This is a genomic window from Streptomyces sp. NPDC013457, from assembly GCF_043089925.1.
Taxonomy (GTDB): domain Bacteria; phylum Actinomycetota; class Actinomycetes; order Streptomycetales; family Streptomycetaceae; genus Streptomyces.
The window spans coordinates 25,911-42,155 of the sequence record NZ_JBICBL010000003.1 but is presented as its reverse complement, the minus strand read 5'-3'; the positions used below and the strand labels follow the sequence as shown (position 1 = coordinate 42,155).

The 16,245-nt window shown below is 72.4% G+C and carries 15 protein-coding genes and 1 riboswitch; of the genes, 13 read left to right on the top strand and 2 right to left on the bottom strand.

What is annotated here, in order from left to right:
* Window positions 1-116: 116 nt before the first annotated feature.
* The 8 genes from ACF1G2_RS09035 (at window position 117) to ACF1G2_RS09000 (ending at window position 8,048) form a co-directional block, all read left to right on the top strand.
* Window positions 117-1,157, top strand: coding sequence for an MBL fold metallo-hydrolase (locus tag ACF1G2_RS09035; RefSeq protein ID WP_391797643.1), 1,041 nt, complete (start codon window positions 117-119; stop codon window positions 1,155-1,157).
* Window positions 1,154-1,336 (top strand): hypothetical protein, encoded by a 183-nt coding sequence (locus ACF1G2_RS09030; RefSeq protein ID WP_391797642.1) that lies wholly within the window; start codon window positions 1,154-1,156, stop codon window positions 1,334-1,336. Before ACF1G2_RS09035 ends, ACF1G2_RS09030 begins: the two co-directional genes overlap by 4 nt.
* A gap of 72 nt (window positions 1,337-1,408) precedes the next feature.
* A riboswitch (cobalamin riboswitch) is annotated at window positions 1,409-1,486 on the top strand.
* 98 nt (window positions 1,487-1,584) lie between these two features.
* Window positions 1,585-2,835, top strand: a complete 1,251-nt coding sequence (locus ACF1G2_RS09025) for a prenyltransferase/squalene oxidase repeat-containing protein (protein WP_391797641.1) — start codon at window positions 1,585-1,587, stop codon at window positions 2,833-2,835.
* Window positions 2,832-3,515: an SCO2322 family protein gene (locus ACF1G2_RS09020; protein WP_391797640.1), complete on the top strand. Its 684-nt coding sequence runs from the start codon at window positions 2,832-2,834 to the stop codon at window positions 3,513-3,515. Before ACF1G2_RS09025 ends, ACF1G2_RS09020 begins: the two co-directional genes overlap by 4 nt.
* A complete protein-coding gene (locus ACF1G2_RS09015; protein ID WP_391797639.1) occupies window positions 3,512-4,696 on the top strand; it encodes an energy-coupling factor transporter transmembrane component T in 1,185 nt (394 codons plus the stop codon). Before ACF1G2_RS09020 ends, ACF1G2_RS09015 begins: the two co-directional genes overlap by 4 nt.
* On the top strand, window positions 4,693-6,495 hold the full coding sequence (locus ACF1G2_RS09010; protein ID WP_391797638.1) for an ATP-binding cassette domain-containing protein: 1,803 nt from the start codon (window positions 4,693-4,695) through the stop codon (window positions 6,493-6,495). The genes ACF1G2_RS09015 and ACF1G2_RS09010 overlap by 4 nt, the downstream gene beginning before the upstream one ends.
* Entirely contained in the window at window positions 6,492-7,334 is an 843-nt protein-coding gene (locus tag ACF1G2_RS09005; RefSeq protein WP_391797637.1) for an ECF transporter S component, read from the top strand. The genes ACF1G2_RS09010 and ACF1G2_RS09005 overlap by 4 nt, the downstream gene beginning before the upstream one ends.
* A 306-nt stretch (window positions 7,335-7,640) precedes the next feature.
* Window positions 7,641-8,048, top strand: a complete 408-nt coding sequence (locus ACF1G2_RS09000; RefSeq protein ID WP_352188225.1) for a transglycosylase SLT domain-containing protein — start codon at window positions 7,641-7,643, stop codon at window positions 8,046-8,048.
* A gap of 205 nt (window positions 8,049-8,253) precedes the next feature.
* Here ACF1G2_RS09000 and ACF1G2_RS08995 read toward each other — a convergent pair whose 3' ends face one another.
* The gene (locus ACF1G2_RS08995) at window positions 8,254-9,423 is read right to left on the bottom strand and encodes a steroid 3-ketoacyl-CoA thiolase (protein WP_391797636.1); all 1,170 of its coding nucleotides are present in this window, start codon (window positions 9,421-9,423) and stop codon (window positions 8,254-8,256) included.
* A gap of 333 nt (window positions 9,424-9,756) precedes the next feature.
* Between ACF1G2_RS08995 and ACF1G2_RS08990 the strand changes: the two genes are divergently transcribed.
* From ACF1G2_RS08990 to ACF1G2_RS08970, 5 genes are all read left to right on the top strand, one after another.
* Window positions 9,757-11,004, top strand: coding sequence for a cytochrome P450 (locus tag ACF1G2_RS08990; protein WP_391797635.1), 1,248 nt, complete (start codon window positions 9,757-9,759; stop codon window positions 11,002-11,004).
* A 184-nt stretch (window positions 11,005-11,188) separates the two neighbouring features.
* Entirely contained in the window at window positions 11,189-12,253 is a 1,065-nt protein-coding gene (locus tag ACF1G2_RS08985) for a DUF2330 domain-containing protein (RefSeq protein WP_391797634.1), read from the top strand.
* Entirely contained in the window at window positions 12,250-12,918 is a 669-nt protein-coding gene (locus ACF1G2_RS08980) for an O-methyltransferase (protein ID WP_391797633.1), read from the top strand. Before ACF1G2_RS08985 ends, ACF1G2_RS08980 begins: the two co-directional genes overlap by 4 nt.
* 153 nt (window positions 12,919-13,071) lie before the next feature.
* Window positions 13,072-13,392 carry an antibiotic biosynthesis monooxygenase family protein gene (locus ACF1G2_RS08975; protein ID WP_383167408.1) on the top strand — a complete coding sequence of 107 codons (321 nt, stop codon included), beginning with the start codon at window positions 13,072-13,074 and terminating at the stop codon, window positions 13,390-13,392.
* A complete protein-coding gene (locus ACF1G2_RS08970; protein WP_391797632.1) occupies window positions 13,389-13,889 on the top strand; it encodes a GNAT family N-acetyltransferase in 501 nt (166 codons plus the stop codon). Before ACF1G2_RS08975 ends, ACF1G2_RS08970 begins: the two co-directional genes overlap by 4 nt.
* Window positions 13,890-13,893: 4 nt before the next feature.
* Here the strand turns inward: ACF1G2_RS08970 and ACF1G2_RS08965 are convergent, their stop codons facing one another.
* Entirely contained in the window at window positions 13,894-15,948 is a 2,055-nt protein-coding gene (locus ACF1G2_RS08965; protein WP_391797631.1) for a DHA2 family efflux MFS transporter permease subunit, read from the bottom strand.
* Between the last annotated feature and the right edge of the window lie 297 nt (window positions 15,949-16,245).

Sequence of the window (16,245 nt, the reverse complement as noted above, 5' to 3'; positions counted from 1 at the left end):
CGACTGCCTCCCGGAACCCGCACTGTTTCTGACTGTGTATCAGAACTGATATCAGTTCTAGTTATAGTGGGCAATGGTCGAGCAAGCGCCTTGCCGTCGCGGAGAGATGAGGGCCCATGAGCCAGGTGACCGAGCACGGCGGAGGGGTCTGGGCGCTTCGGGTGCCGATTCCGGACAACCCTCTCGGGCACACCCTCGTCCACGTCCTCGACACCGACCGCGGGCCCGTGCTGATCGACACCGGCTGGGACGATCCGGCGTCCTGGAACGAACTGTCCGACGGGCTGGCCGCGTTGGGGACCTCCGTACGGGACGTGCACGGGGTCGTCATCACCCATCACCACCCCGACCACCACGGGCTCTCGGGCCAGGTCCGCGAGGCGTCCGGCGCGTGGATCGCGATGCACGCCGCCGACACCGCCGTCGTCCGCCGCACCCGCGAGTCCGAGCCCGGCACCTGGCTCGACTACCTCGCCCGCAAGCTGGCCGCCGTCGGCGCCCCCGAGGAGCACACCGCCCCGCTCCGCGCCGCCCGTGCCTCCGGCCGCCGGGCGAGCACCCTGCCCGGACTGCGCTCGGCCCTGCCCGACCGCGAGATCGTCCCCGGCGAGCTGCTCGACCTCGCGGGCCGCCGGCTGCGCGCGATCTGGACACCCGGCCACACCCCCGGCCATGTCTGCCTCCACCTGGAGGAGGAGCACCCCGCCGGACTTCCCGGCCACGGCAGGCTCTTCTCCGGCGACCATCTGCTCCCCGGGATCACCCCGCACATCGGCCTCTACGAGGACCCCGACGACACGACGGCCACCGACCCCCTGGGCGACTACCTGGACTCGCTGGAGCGGATCGGGCGGCTCGGCGTCGCCGAGGTGCTCCCCGCCCACCAGTACGCCTTCGCCGACGCCGCCGGCCGGGTGCGGGAGCTGCTCGACCACCACGAGGAGCGCCTGACCGGCCTCCTGCGTCTCCTCGCGACCCCGCTCACCCCCTGGCAGCTCGCCGAGCGCATGGAGTGGAACCGCCCCTGGGAACAGATCCCGTACGGCTCCCGGACCATCGCGGTCAGCGAGGCGGAGGCGCATCTGCGCCGCCTCGTGAAGCTGGGCCGCGCGGAGGCCGCACCGGGCACCGACCCCGTGGCGTACGTGGCGGTGTGAAGCTCCGGGGCGTCCCCGACCTCTGGGTCCGGGCGGCGCTGCGGCTCCTTCGCGACGCTTCCGGCCCCTCGGCCCGGGCGGCGGTGCGGCTCCTTCGCGACGCCTCCGGCCCCTCGGCCCGGGCGGCGGTGCGGCTCCTTCGCGACGCCTCCGGCCCCTCGGTCCGGGCGGAGGTGTGAGGCGCCTCGCACCCGCCGGTCGGGCCGTGTACGGGCCGGTAGAGTGGGCGAGTCGTCATCACACCCGTACGGGGGGAAGCCGGTGCAAATCCGGCGCTGACCCGCAACCGTGACCGCCCGCGCCCGTCGTGGACGGAAGTCGGAATGCCCCGCCCGGGACGTGACCGCCGGCACCGTCGAGGAATACGGAGCCGAGCCTGGTGCCTCAAGCGTGCCGGTGCCCGGCCGCAGGAGAGGCCACAGCTCGCATGATCACCGTCCGTCGCGGCGCCGCCGCGTTCGCCGCCGCAGCGGTGCTCTGCACCGGCGTAGCCCCCGTCGCATCCGCCGCCCCCTCGCCGTCGGCGACCCCCGCGCCCGTGATCCCCGCCGGGCTGTACGGCACCAAGGACCCGACGTACGACGGTGTGTGGCGCCAGTCGCTCGCCTTCATCGCCCAGACCACCAGCGGTGTGCAGCCCGCCGACGAGGCCGTGTCCTGGCTGCTGAAGCAGCAGTGCGCCACCGGCGCGTTCACGTCGTACCGGCCGGACCCGGCCAAGGCGTGCGACGCGTCGACCATGCTGGACACCAACGCCACCGCCGTCGCCGTGCAGGCGCTCACCGGTGCCAAGCGCCAGAGCACCGACCCCGAGCCCCTGGCCAAGGCGGCCGAGGCCGGCGCGGCCTGGCTGAAGGGCGTACAGAACAAGGACGGCGGCTGGGGGTACAACCCCGGCGGCCCCAGCGATGCCAACTCCACCTCCATCGTCATCAGCGCGCTGACCGCGCTCGGTGAGAAGCCCGGCCAGGTGAAGTCCACCGAGGGCATGACCCCGTACGACGCCCTGCTCGGACTCGCCCTGCCCTGCTCGGCCAGGGAGGGGGCGGGCGCCTTCGCGTACCAGCCGGACAAGGACGGCAAGCTCCTCGCGAACGCCGACGCCACCGCCGCCGCGACGCTCGCCGGGCTCGGCAAGGGCATCACCGCTCGGGGCGTGGAGCCCCAGCAGAGCCCGGTCTGCACGGACCTGGCCACGCCCACGATGGACCGGGCCGCGCTCAACGGCGCCTCCTACCTGGCCGCCGCGCTGGCGAAGAACGGACACCTGAACACCCCGCCCATGCCCGGCGCCGCCGACCCCACCGAGCAGCCCGACCACGGCAACACCGCCGACGCCGTCGTCGCCCTCGCCGCGACCGGTGCCACGAAGGAGGCGACCGGCGCGCTGACCTGGCTCAAGGCGAACTCCGCCGCCTGGGCGAAGGAGAACGGCCCCGCCGCGTACGCGCAGCTGGTCCTCGCCGCGAAGGCGATGCACGTCGACCCGCGCGCCTTCGGCTCGACCGACCTCCTGAAGGAGCTGGCCGCCACCGGCCCCGCGCCGAAGCCGTCGCCGTCCGCCGCGCCGGAGGCGAGCGACGACGACTCCGGCTCGTTCGACGTGTGGTGGATCATCGGCATCGGCATGGTCGTCGGTGTCGGCATCGGCTTCCTGGTGAGCGGGCGCAGGAAGTGAGGACCGGGCTGCTCGGCGCCGCGGCCGGCGCCGTCCTGATCCTGGCCGCCGCCGCTCCCGCCGAGGCCGTCGGATACCGCTACTGGTCGTCGTGGGAGAGCGACGGCGGCGGCACCTGGGAGTACGCGACGCAGGGCCCGGCCACCGCCCGGCCGTCCGACGGCGACGCCGTCGGCTTCCGCTTCGCGGTCAGCAAGGACAGCGGTGACGCCGCCAAGCCCACCGCGGCCCCCGACTTCGCGGGCGTCTGCGGCGGTACGGAGGCGAAGGCCGGCACCAAGCGGGTGGCGGTCGTCGTGGACTTCGGCACCCCGCAGGACGCCCCGCCGGGAGAGGCTCCGCCCCGGCCGCAGGTGAAGACCGGCTGCGCCCAGGTCCGCGAGGACGCGACGAGCGCGGACGCGCTGGCCGCGGTCGCGAAGCCGCTGCGGTACGACAGCGCGGCACTGCTGTGCGGAATCGCCGGCTACCCGGCGAAGGGCTGCGGCGAGCAGGTCGCGGAGACCGGGTCCCCGGCCGACGAGAACAGGCCCGCGGGCGACCCCACCGCGACGGCCACCCAGGCGCCGGAGGGCAAGGGCGACGACGGCGGCGGACCCGCCGTCGGGATCGTGGTGGGCGGAGCCGCGGTGCTCGTGCTCGGGGGCGCCGCGGTCTGGAAGGCCCGCCGACGCGCATGATCCGTGCCCCCGAGGCGAGCCGCTCCAACGCCCTGCACGCGGGCGCCTGGTGGCTCTGGGCGCTCGGCCTCGCCGTCGCCGCCTCCCGTACCACCAACCCGCTGCTCCTCGGCCTGATCGTCGCGATCGCGGGCTATGTCGTCGCGGCCCGCCGCACGGACGCCCCCTGGGCCCGCTCGTACGGGGCGTTCGTGAAGCTGGGTCTCTTCGTGGTGGCGCTGCGGGTGGTGTTCTCGGTGGTGCTGGGTTCGGCGATCCCGGGCACGTACGAGCTGTTCACGCTGCCCGAGGTGCCGGTTCCCGACTGGGCGCAGGGGGTGCGGATCGGGGGCCGGGTGACGGCGGAGCAGGTGGTCTTCGCCGTGTACGACGGCGCCAAGCTGGCGACCCTGCTGATCTGCGTGGGCGCGGCGAACGCGCTCGCCAATCCGGCGCGGCTGCTCAAGTCGCTGCCGGGCGCGCTGTACGAGGTGGGGGTCGCCGTCGTCGTGGCGATGACCTTCGCGCCGAACATGGTGGCCGACGTGATGCGGCTGCGGACCGCCCGGCGGCTGCGGGGGCGGCCGACGGGCGGGGTGCGGGCCGTGCTCCAGATCGGGCTGCCGGTGCTCGAGGGCGCGCTGGAGCGGTCGATCGCCGTGGCGGCCTCGATGGACGCGCGCGGATACGGACGTACGGCGCAGGTGGAGCCGGCCGTGCGGCGGACGACGAACGTGCTGACGCTGGGCGGACTGCTCGGGGTGTGCGCGGGCTCGTACGGCCTGCTGGCCGCCGAGGGCGCGGGGTACGGGCTGCCGCTGCTCGTCGCGGGGCTGTGCGCGGCGCTGGCAGGGCTCCGGCTGGGTGGTCGCCGCGCGGCCCGCACCCGGTACCGGCCCGACACCTGGGGGGTGCGGGCCTGGCTGGTCGCCGGCTCGGGCATCGCGGTGGCGGCGCTGATGATCTGGGCGAACACGTACGCCTACGAGGCGCTCCACCCGGGTGTCGTGCCCCTGGTCGCGCCGGAGCTTCCGGTGTGGCCCGCGCTGTCGATCCTGGTGGGCCTGGTACCCGCGTTCGTGGCGCCCGTTCCCGCCTCCGTCCCAGTCTCCGTCCCCGCCGCCCCAGTCACCTCCGCCCCAGTCACCTCCGCCTCCGCCTCCGCCTCCGCCTCCGCCTCCGCCTCCAGGGAGACTTCGTGATCCGGTTCGAGAACGTCTCGGTGACGTACGGCGAGGGCGAGCCCACGCTGCGGGACCTGGACCTGACGGTCCCGGAGGGCGAACTGGTCCTGCTGGTGGGCCCGTCTGGCGTGGGCAAGTCGACCCTGCTCGGCGCGGTCTCGGGACTCGTCCCGCACTTCACGGGCGGCACGCTGAAGGGCCGGGTGACGGTGGCGGGCCGGGACACCCGTACGCACATGCCGCGCGAGCTGGCGGACGTGGTGGGCACGGTCGGGCAGGACCCGCTGGCGCACTTCGTCACGGACACCGTCGAGGACGAACTGGCGTACGGGATGGAGTCGCTGGGCCTGGCTCCGGCGGTGATGCGGCGGCGGGTCGAGGAGACGCTGGACCTGCTCGGGCTCGCGGAGCTGCGCGACCGGCCGATCGCGACGCTCTCGGGCGGGCAGCAGCAGCGGGTGGCGATCGGTTCGGTGCTGACGCCGCACCCCGAGGTCCTCGTCCTCGACGAGCCGACGTCCGCACTGGACCCGGCGGCGGCGGAGGACGTCCTCGCGGTCCTGCAGCGCCTGGTCCACGACCTCGGCACGACGGTCCTGATGGCGGAGCACCGCCTGGAGCGGGTGGTGCAGTACGCGGACCAGGTGCTGCTGCTGCCGGACGGGGTCATGGGCCCGCCCGCCGAGATCATGTCGGTCTCCCCGGTCCACCCCCCGGTGGTGGCGCTCGGCCGCCTGGCGGGCTGGAGCCCGCTCCCGTTGACGGTCCGGGACGCCCGCCGTGCTGCGGGGCCGGTCCGGGACCGTCTGGGGGCACGGGTCCCGACCACCCGGGAGCTCCGCCCCGCGCCCCCCGTCCCCCACACGCCGGAAGCACCGAACCCGACCGACGCTCGGGACATGCCGAAGGCGCCGAAGACTGCGCACGTGCCGGACACGCCGGACACTCCGCACGGACCGGACGCGCCGAAGGCACCCCGGACCCCCGCCCGACGCGCCCCGGGGAAGGGCCGGGCGATCTCCCTCTTCCGGCGCCGCCCCCGGCCCTCCGTGCCCGCCCCCGAAGCCCACCGTCTCGTCGACGTCCGCTCCCTCGGTGTCCGCCGCGGCCGGGTGGAGGCGCTGCGGCGCGTGGACCTCCGGGTCACCGCGGGCGAGACCGTGGCGCTCATGGGACGCAACGGCGCCGGCAAGTCCACGCTGCTCAACGCGCTCGTCGGCATCGTCCCGCCCACCTCGGGCACCGCCCTCGTCGCGGGCCGCGCGCCGCACCACACCGACCCCCGCGAGATGATCCGCCACGTCGGTCTCGTGCCGCAGGAGCCCCGCGACCTGCTGTACGCGGACACCGTCGGCGCCGAGTGCTCGGCCGCCGACGCCGACACCGGCTCGGCCCCCGGGACCTGCCGGGCGCTGGTGTCCGAGCTGCTGCCGGGTGTGGCGGACGACACCCACCCCCGTGACCTGTCCGAGGGCCAGCGCCTGGCGCTCGCGCTCGCGGTCGTCCTGACCGGCCGCCCCCCGCTCCTGCTCCTCGACGAGCCGACCCGCGGTCTCGACTACGCGGCCAAGGCCCGCCTCGTCGCCCGTCTGCGCGAGCTCGCCGGTGCGGGCCACGCCATCGTGCTCGCCACCCACGACGTGGAGCTGGCCGCCGAGCTGGCGCACCGGGTGGTGATCCTTGCGGGCGGCGAGGTCGTCGCGGACGGCCCGACGGCCGAGGTCGTCGTCTCCTCCCCCGCCTTCTCCCCGCAGGTGGCCAAGATCCTCGCCCCGCAGCCCTGGCTCACGGTCGAGCAGGTGAGGGAGGCGTGGTGAGCAGAGGACCCGTACGGCTCGGACCCCGCTCGATCGCGGCGCTCGTCCTCGTCTCCCTCGTCGGAGCGATGGCCGTCGCCTGGCCGCTCTTCGCGGACCGTGGCGCCGCCGTCACGAATCACGCGGCCGACGCCCCGTGGTTCTTCGCCGCTCTGCTGCCGCTGCTGATCGCGGTCGTGGTCGCGACGATCGCCGACTGCGGGATGGACGCGAAGGCGGTGGCGATGCTGGGCGTGCTCGCCGCCGTGGGGGCGGCGCTGCGTCCGCTCGGGGCGGGGACGGCGGGCCTGGAGCCGATGTTCTTCCTGATGGTGCTGAGCGGCCGGGTCCTCGGGCCGGGGTTCGGGTTCGTCCTCGGTGCGGTGACGATGTTCGCCTCCGCCCTGCTCACGGGCGGTGTCGGCCCCTGGATGCCGGTGCAGATGCTCGCCATGGGCTGGTTCACGATGGGCGCGGGGCTGCTGCCGGGCCCTGTCCGGCTGCGCGGCCTGGGTGAGCTGCTGATGCTGTCGGCGTACGGGTTCGTGGCGGCGTTCGCGTACGGCACCGTCACCAATCTCTACGGCTGGGTCACGGTGGGCGGCCTGGGCTCCGGGATCTCGTTCCAGCCCGGGGAGCCCGCGCACGAGAACCTGGTCCGCTTCCTCGCGTTCGTCCTCGCCACGTCCCTCGGCTGGGACCTCGGCCGGGCGACCCTCACCGTCGTGCTCACGATGACCGTCGGCGGCACGCTCCTGAAGGCGCTGCGGCGGGCCACGCGGCGCGCGAACTTCGAGACCCAGGTCACATTCGAGGGACCTGAAGAGCCGCTCCGGGGTGAGGCGCCCCACAGGACCTAGGTCACGTACGACGTGGAATAGGAGAGGGTCCAGACCCTCCCAAATCCCCCCATACACCACCTTGACCTGCGATAACACCCGGGTACCCGCCGCCGGCCGTTCGGCGCGGGTCCGACTCCGCTTCGTACCGGGGGGCATTGCGACGGCCCGCCAGGGCTGCTTGTCTGGTGGACGTCGCCAGGCAGGCAGCGTTCAGCGCAGCGCCTCGGACAGGCCGATTCCCCGCAGGATCCGGGTTCCCCGGGCTCTGGTTCCGGCTTGCCGAAAACGCCCGGCGGGCCCATGTCCCCGACGTTAGGTCGCGTTTTGTTCCGCTCCATCGCCACCCGTGCCAACTCCCGCAAGAAGACCCTCGCCGTCTCCGCAGCCGTGCTGCTGGGCGCCTCGGGAGCGGTCCTGGGTACGACGGCCTCGGCCTCGGCCGCTCCGAGCGACGCCAAGGCGATCGCCAAGCAGATCGTTCCGGCTTCGCAGTTCGCGTCGTTCAGCAAGATCGTGGAGCACGAGTCCGGCTGGAACCCCTCCGCCACCAACTCGTCCAGCGGCGCCTACGGCCTGGTCCAGGCCCTGCCGGCCTCGAAGATGTCCTCGGCCGGTTCCGACTGGAAGACCAACCCGGCCACCCAGATCAAGTGGGGCCTGGACTACATGAACGACCGCTACGGCAGCCCGAACGGCGCCTGGGCGTTCTGGCAGGCCAACGGCTGGTACTAAGAGTCACCCCCAGCCGCTCGCAGCCGCGCGCACACCCGCAAGGCCCCGCCCTCCGCACGGAGGGGCGGGGCCTGCGGCGTTTCGGGCGCGGCAGACCCCGCGCCCCCTCGGGCGCGGCAGACCCCGCCCCGCTGTGCGAAGGCTTTCGAGCCGACCACCCCGCGCCTCCAGCCGCCCCGTACGCGCTGTGTTCGCCGAACGGGCCCTACAGCCGCTGAATGATCGTGCCGGTCGCCAGCGCGCCGCCGGCGCACATCGTGATCAGCGCGAATTCCTTGTCCGTACGCTCCAGCTCGTGCAGGGCCGTGGTGATCAGTCGCGCCCCGGTCGCACCCACCGGATGCCCGAGCGCGATGGCGCCGCCGTTGACGTTGACCTTGTCGAGATCCTGGTCGAACACCTGGGCCCAGCTCAGGACGACCGAGGCGAAGGCCTCGTTGATCTCGACGACGTCGATGTCCTTCAGCGACATCCCCGCCTTGCCGAGCACGGCGCGCGTCGCGTCGACCGGCCCGTCGAGGTGGAAGTGCGGGTCGGAGCCGACGAGCGCCTGGGCGACGATCCGGGCGCGGGGCCTGAGCTTGAGCGCGCGGGCCATCCGCTTGGATGCCCACATCAGCGCGCACGCCCCGTCGGAGATCTGGGAGGAGTTCCCGGCGGTGTGGACGGCGGTCGGCATGACGGGCTTGAGCCGGGCGAGCGCCTCCATGCTGGTGTCGCGGAGCCCCTCGTCGCGGTCGACGAGCCGCCACATGCCCTGACCCGCGGCCTGCTCCTCCTCGGTGGTCGGGACCTGGACGGCGAAGGTCTCGCGCTTGAACCGCTCCTCGGACCAGGCGATCGCGGCCCGCTCCTGGGAGAGCAGACCGAGGGAGTCGACCCGTTCGCGGGTCAGGCCGCGGTGCCGGGCGATGCGCTCGGCGGCCTCGAACTGGTTGGGCAGGTCGACGTTCCACTCGTCCGGCCAGGGCTTTCCGGGTCCGTGCTTGGATCCGGAGCCGAGCGGGACGCGCGACATGGCCTCGACCCCGCAGCTGATGCCGATGTCGATGACGCCCGAGGCGATCATGTTGGCGACCATGTGGCTCGCCTGCTGCGAGGAGCCGCACTGGCAGTCGACGGTGGTGGCGGCGGTCTCGTAGGGAAGACCCATGGTGAGCCAGGCGTTGCGCGCGGGGTTCATGGACTGCTCGCCGGCGTGGGTGACGGTGCCGCCGACGATCTGCTCGACGCAGTCGGCGTGGATGCCGGTGCGGCCGAGGAGTTCACGGTAGGTCTCGCCCAGGAGGTAGGCGGGGTGGAGATTGGCGAGCGCGCCTCCGCGCTTGCCGATGGGGGTGCGTACTGCTTCGACGATGACGGGTTCCGCGGCCATGACTCGTCCTCTCCTCGCCCGGGCGGGGTGTCCCGGCACTCCGCGACGGGGGCGGTACGGGGAACTAGTACGCGTTCTAGTTCTGAGTGAAGTCTTATGACTGCTACCGCCGGTACGCAAGGGTTGTGCACGCACCCGCGTGCACCGATCACCGGCAACAGTTCCCGTCGCATGCCTTGCGACTTGTAGAACCCGTTACTACCTTGCGGACAGCTTCTGATGGACCGTCAGAATCCAGCCGTCCCGTCAGCCATGCCGCCGGACATGCCGCCGGCCGTGCGCCGCCAGGCACGCCGTCCGGCCGGCGTGTCCCAGACATGGAGTGTGTTGCCGATGCCCTGCCCTCACCTCCCCGAAGGGTTCGACGCCACCGATCCCGATCTGCTCCAGAGCCGTATACCCTTCCCGGAGTTCGCTCAGCTGCGGCAGACGGCACCCGTCTGGTGGTGCCCCCAGCCGCGCGGCGTCACGGGCTTCGACGACGAGGGCTACTGGGCCGTCACCCGGCACGCCGACGTCAAGTACGTCTCCACACACCCGGAGTTGTTCTCCTCGACCGAGAACACGGCCGTCATCCGCTTCAACGAGCACATCACCAGGGACCAGATCGAGGTCCAGAAGCTGATCATGCTCAACATGGACCCGCCGGAGCACACCCGCGTCCGCCAGATCGTCCAGCGCGGCTTCACACCCCGGGCGATCCGGTCCCTGGAGAACGCCCTGCGCGAGCGCGCCCGGAAGATCGTCGAGGAGGCGAAGCGGAACGCCGGCTCCGACGGCTCCTTCGATTTCGTCACCCAGGTCGCCGTCGAGCTGCCGCTCCAGGCGATCGCCGAACTCATCGGCGTACCGCAGGAGGACCGCGCCCGGATCTTCGACTGGTCCAACAAGATGGTCGCGTACGACGATCCCGAGTACGCCATCACCGAGGAGATCGGCGCCGAGGCCGCCATGGAGCTCATCGGCTACTCGATGAACCTCGCCGCCGAGCGCAAGGAGTGCCCGGCCAAGGACATCGTGACCCAGCTCGTCGCCGCCGAGGGCCAGGGCAACCTCTCCTCCGACGAGTTCGGCTTCTTCGTGCTGCTGCTCGCGGTGGCCGGCAACGAGACCACGCGTAACGCCATCAGCCATGGCATGCACGCCTTCCTCACCCACCCCGAGGAGTGGGAGCGGTACAAGCGGGAGCGGCCGGCGACCGCCGCCGAGGAGATCGTGCGCTGGGCGACCCCGGTGGTCTCGTTCCAGCGGACCGCCACCCAGGACACCGAGATCGGCGGCCAGAAGATCCGCCGCGGCGACCGGGTCGGACTCTTCTACTCCTCCGCCAACAACGACCCCGAGGTCTTCGAGAACCCGGAGACCTTCGACATCACGCGCGACCCGAACCCGCATCTCGGATTCGGCGGCGGCGGGCCGCACTTCTGCCTCGGAAAGTCGCTCGCCATCAACGAGATCGACCTGATCTTCAACGCGCTGGCGGACGTCCTGCCCGATCTGACCCTCGTGGGCGAACCGCGGCGGCTGCGCGCGGCCTGGCTGAACGGGATCAAGGAGTTGCGGGTGCGGGTCGGCTCCTGACCGGACGCTCCTGACAGACCGGTAGGCGGGGGCTCCAACCCCCACGCCCAGGCCCCCGCCTCCCGCCTCCCGGCTCCCGTCGACGGCCTTCTCCGGGCCCGGAACGGGCCTTGTCCGCGCCCGGAACCGGAATCTCCCCCGCCGCGTCTGACCGACCATGCGGGGGACACACAGAATTCTGGCCATGATCGTCGCGCTGCTCGCGCTCCAGCTCGGCTCGCTGATCGCACCGGCGTACGCCTGCGGCTGCGGCGCGATGATCCCGGACCGGCACCAGCAGATAGGCGTCGACCGGGAGACCTCGGCGGTGCGCTGGGACGGCCGTACGGAACAGATCGTCATGCGCTTCACGGTGCGCGGGGACGCCGAGCGGGCGGCCTGGATCATGCCCGTACCCGGGCGGGCGGACGTGACGCTCGGCGACCCGTCGCTCTTCGACGCGCTGGAGGACCTCACCCGTCCCGCGCACCAGGACCGGTACTACTTCTGGCCGCGCGGCGACGACTGGCCCTTCGGCCTCGGCTCGTCGGACGGCGCCTCGGCCGCCCTTCCCGGGAGCGCCGGCCCGGACGTCGGCGTCGTCGGGCGCGAGCGGCTCGGCCCCTTCGACGTGGCGCGGCTGACCGCCACCGACCCCGAGGCGCTGAGCGGCTGGCTGAGGACGAACGGCTTCGAACTCCCCGAGCGGCTGGCGGCCGAACTGACGCCGTACGTCGAGCAGAAGTGGGAGTACGTCGCGGTACGGCTCGCCCCGGACGCCGACGGTACGGCGCTCCAGGGGGATCTGACCCCGCTCCGGATCGGCTTCGCCAGCGACCGGCTCGTCTACCCGATGCGGCTCTCGCGGCTGGCGAAGACCCCGCAGTCGCTCGGCCTGTACATCCTCGCCGACCATCGCATGGAGCCGCGCGACGACATCGGCGGCGACGGGCCGGAGGTGACGTTCGCCGGGCGGATCGAGGGGACGAGCCGCGACTCGCTCGCCTCGCTCACCGGCGGCGGCCCGTTCTTCCTGACCGCCCTGGACCAGTCGTTCCCCGTGCCGTCGCTGATCGACGGCGACCACGAGCTGCGGACGGTCGCGGACACGCCGTACCGGGAGGTGATCTACACCGACCGGCTGCTCACGGTCGGGGACGGGGTACCGGTCTGGCTCCTGACGGTCGCCGGCGCGCTGCTCGCGGCGGGCGGGACGGTCGTGGCGATCCGCGTACGGCGTCGGCGCCCTGCGGTACGTTCGGCGGCATGACCCAGGATCAATGGACCGCAGTCGACCGCTACTTCACCGAACTGCTCGCCCCCGCCGACGAGGCGCTCGCCGCCACGCTGGCCGACTCCACGGCCGCCGGACTCCCCGAGATCGCCGTCGCGCCCAACCAGGGCAAGCTCCTGAACCTGCTCGTCTCGATGTGCGGGGCGCGCTCGGTCCTGGAGATCGGCACGCTCGGCGGCTACAGCACGATCTGGATGGCCCGCGCGCTGCCCGCCGACGGCCGGATGATCTCGCTGGAGTACAACCCGGCCCACGCTGACGTGGCGCGCGCCAACATCGCCCGCGCCGGCCTGGAGAAGGTGGTCGAGGTCCGGACGGGCGCGGCCCTGGACACCCTGCCCCAGCTGGAGACGGAGGGCGCGGGCCCGTTCGACTTCGTCTTCATCGACGCCGACAAGGTGAACAACCCGAACTACGTGGCGTGGGCGCTGAAGCTCTCCCGCCCCGGCACGGTCATCGTCGTCGACAACGTCGTCCGCGGGGGCGCGATCCTGGAGGCGGACACGGACAACCCGGCGATCACCGGCACGCGTGCGATGTTCGAACTGGTCTCACGTGAACCCCGGTTGGACGCGACGGCGTTCCAGACCGTCGGCGTGAAGGCCTACGACGGCCTGCTGCTCGCCCGGGTCGTGGCCTGACGGACGCCGGCGGGTCTCGCTCCTGCGACAGTGCCAGGACCTGATCGGGAGCCTGCAGCCGCAGTAGGGGTCGCACCGCCGGATGTAGGACACTGCACAGATGTGATCAAGGCCCGGCACAGCGCCCGGTCTGTTCGTTCTGAGAGGTGTCGCGTGCCCAGTGTGGTGAAGATCAACGTACTGACCGTCCCGGCCGAGCAGCGTGAGGTGCTGGAGCAGCGGTTCGCCTCGCGGGCCGGGGCCGTGGAGGGGTCCGACGGGTTCGAGTGGTTCGAGCTGCTGCGGCCCGTCGAGGGCACCGACCAGTACCTCGTGTACACCCGCTGGAGGAGCGAGGAGGACTTCCAGAACTGGATGTCCGGTTCCATGAAGACCGCGCACGAGGGCGGCGGCGCCGGGGAGCGGCCCAAGCCGGCGGCGACCGGGTCGACGCTCTGGTCGTTCGAGGTCGTCCAGCAGGCGTCCCCGAAGTGAGCGACTCCACCTCCGGCGGCTGGTCCTTCGTCCCCGAGGACGTCCACACCGCCGACGCCACCGGCCTGCGCCGCGACTACTACGACGACGTGGCGAGCCGCTACTGGAAGCGGCCCGCAACCGTGGCGGAGATCGACGAGGGGCTGACGAACGACGGCGTGGAGCTGCTGGCCCCGCCGACCGGTCGGTTCCTCGTGGGCCGGTACGAGGGGAAGCCGGCCGCGTGCGGCGGCGTGCTGCTCCTCGACGAGGAACGCGCCGAGCTGACCCGGGTGTTCCTGCGCCACGCCTTCCGCGGCACGGGCGGCGCCGGTGTCCTGCTCGGGAGACTGGAGGACGCGGCGCGTGACCTGGGCGCGCGGCGGATGGTCCTCAACACGCGCCTGGACCTGATCGAGGCCCGCAGCCTGTACACGCGCCACGGCTACCAGGACATCCCGGCGTACTGCGAGGGCCCGTACATGGACGTCTGGTACGGCAAGGACCTCGGGTCCTGATCCCTCAGGCGTGATGGTCGCGGGGCGGCTCGGGCGAGTGGGGCCGCTCCGCGTCCGAGCCGCTCAGCTCGGCCGTCAGCTCCTCCACCAGCTGGACCAGATCCGTGGGCCGCTCCGGCCCCCACCAGTCGCCGAGCAGCTCGGCGAGCGACTCCTCCCGCGCCTTCGCCAGCCGCGTCACGGCGGAGAGCCCCTCTTCCGTCAGGACCAGCTGCAGACCCTCCCGGCGGGCCAGCCGGCGCTCCTCGATCTGCAGGGACGCCGTGGTGATGGCCCGCAGGGGTACGGGCGTGGTCTCGGCGAGCCGGGCCGGTTCCACGGTCCCGTGGCGGCGGATCCGCAGCAGCAGCCAGCTCGCGGCCGGCAGCAGATCGAGCCCGGCCTTCGCGGTGATCTTCTCGTAGACCTCCTTGCGCCCCTCCCGTGAGCCGAGCACGGACAGGGCCCGCGCACACTCCTCGTACGAGGAGCGCTCCACCGGGTTGGAGGCGAGGGTCTGGCTGGCGTCGGGGGCGGTGACAGAGCCGCGCAGCTTGTCCTCCTTGAGGAACCAGGCGACGACGAAGGCGACGAGGACGACCGGCACGGCGTAGAGGAAGACGTCGGTGATCGAGCTCGCGTACGCGTGCACGACGGACGGCTGCAACTCCGTCGGAAGTTCCGAGATCGCGCGCGGGTCGGCGGCGATCTGGTCCGGTCCGGTGCCCGGTGGGAGCGGCTGCCCGGCGAGCGCCGCGTCGAGTCTGGTGTTGAGCCGGTTGGTGAAGATCGTGCCGAAGATGGCGACGCCGAACGACGCCCCGATGGAACGGAAGAAGGTGGCGCCGGAGGTGGCGACCCCGAGGTCCTGGTACGAGACGGCGTTCTGCACCACCAGGACGAGGACCTGCATGACGAGACCGAGCCCGACGCCGAAGACGAAGAAGCAGGCGCTCGTCTCCCAGGTGGAGCTCGCCTCCGTCAGCTCGTTGAGGAGCAGCAGCCCGAGCGCCGTGACGCCGGTGCCCGCGATGGGGAAGACCTTCCAGCGGCCCGTGCGCGAGACGATCTGGCCGGAGACGGTCGAGGTGATGAACATGCCGAGGACCATGGGCAGCATGTGGATGCCGGACACGGTCGGCGTGACGCCCTGGACGACCTGGAGGAAGGTCGGCAGATAGGTCAGCGCGCCGAACATCGCGAAGCCCACGACGAAGCTGATGAGCGAGACGAGGGTGAAGGTCCGGATCCGGAAGAGTTTCAGCGGCAGCACGGGCTCGGCGGCGCGCCTCTCGACGTACACGAACCACGCCAGGAGTACGGCTCCGAGGACGGCGAGGCCGATGATCTGTGGGGAGCCCCAGGCCCAGGTGTTGCCGCCGAGGGAGGCGACGAGGACCAGGCAGGTGGCGACCGAGGCGATGAGGAACGTGCCGAGGTAGTCGATGGTGTGGCGGGTGGAGCGGACCGGGATGTGCAGCACGGTGGCGATCACGAAGAGGGCGACGATGCCGATGGGCAGGTTGATGTAGAAGACCCAGCGCCAGGAGAGGTGCTGGGTGAACAGCCCGCCGAGCAGCGGGCCGAGGACGCTGCTCGCCCCGAAGACGGCGCCGAAGAGCCCCTGGTACTTGCCCCGTTCCCGGGGCGACACGAGGTCGCCGACGACGGCCATCGAGAGGACCATGAGACCGCCGCCGCCCAGGCCCTGGAGTGCGCGGAAGCCGATGAGCTGGGGCATGTTCTGTGCGACGCCGCAGAGGGCGGAGCCGACGAGGAAGATGACGATGGCGCTCTGGAAGAGCTTCTTGCGGCCGTACTGGTCGCCGAGCTTGCCCCACAGGGGCGTGCCCGCGGTGGACGCCAGGATGTACGCGGTGACGACCCAGGACAGGTGCTCCATGCCGCCGAGCTCGCTGACGATGGTCGGCAGGGCCGTGGCGACGATGGTCTGGTCGAGTGCGGCGAGCAGCATGCCGAGGAGCAGCGCTCCGATCGCGACCAACACACCGCGCCGGCTCTGCCCGTCCCCGGGCGCCGGGCCACCGCTGGGGTCTGCCGCGCGTACTTCCTGGGCCATGGGCGTCTCCTCGGGTCCGTTCCCCAACCCATCCTGATTGGAATGTCCGGTTATGGCCTGCGGAGGCCAGGGCCGTTACCCCGGTCGCGGAGGCCGGGCCACGTGCGGGCTGCATAATCTCTGCCAGGCGAACTGGGGAGGGGCCTGACTGTGGTCGGACACGTCTGTCCTGAATGCGGTGTACACAGACCGCGCTGCGCGTGCGTCGAGGCGGAGATAGCCGCGGCGGAGGACTTCGATCCGCTGCGGATCCGTCCATACGTGACGCTGGATGCCGTAGCGGAGGCCGGAGAGGCA

Bases quoted from the DNA above. Each gene is read 5' to 3' on its own strand.
- ACF1G2_RS09035 (WP_391797643.1), top strand. From the start codon at position 117: ATGAGCCAGGTGACCGAGCACGGCGGAGGGGTCTGGGCGCTTCGGGTG.
- ACF1G2_RS09025 (WP_391797641.1), top strand. From the start codon at position 1,585: ATGATCACCGTCCGTCGCGGCGCCGCCGCGTTCGCCGCCGCAGCGGTG.
- ACF1G2_RS09015 (WP_391797639.1), top strand. From the start codon at position 3,512: ATGATCCGTGCCCCCGAGGCGAGCCGCTCCAACGCCCTGCACGCGGGC.
- ACF1G2_RS08995 (WP_391797636.1), bottom strand. From the start codon at position 9,423: ATGGCCGCGGAACCCGTCATCGTCGAAGCAGTACGCACCCCCATCGGC.
- ACF1G2_RS08990 (WP_391797635.1), top strand. From the start codon at position 9,757: ATGCCCTGCCCTCACCTCCCCGAAGGGTTCGACGCCACCGATCCCGAT.
- ACF1G2_RS08985 (WP_391797634.1), top strand. From the start codon at position 11,189: ATGATCGTCGCGCTGCTCGCGCTCCAGCTCGGCTCGCTGATCGCACCG.
- ACF1G2_RS08980 (WP_391797633.1), top strand. From the start codon at position 12,250: ATGACCCAGGATCAATGGACCGCAGTCGACCGCTACTTCACCGAACTG.
- ACF1G2_RS08965 (WP_391797631.1), bottom strand. From the start codon at position 15,948: ATGGCCCAGGAAGTACGCGCGGCAGACCCCAGCGGTGGCCCGGCGCCC.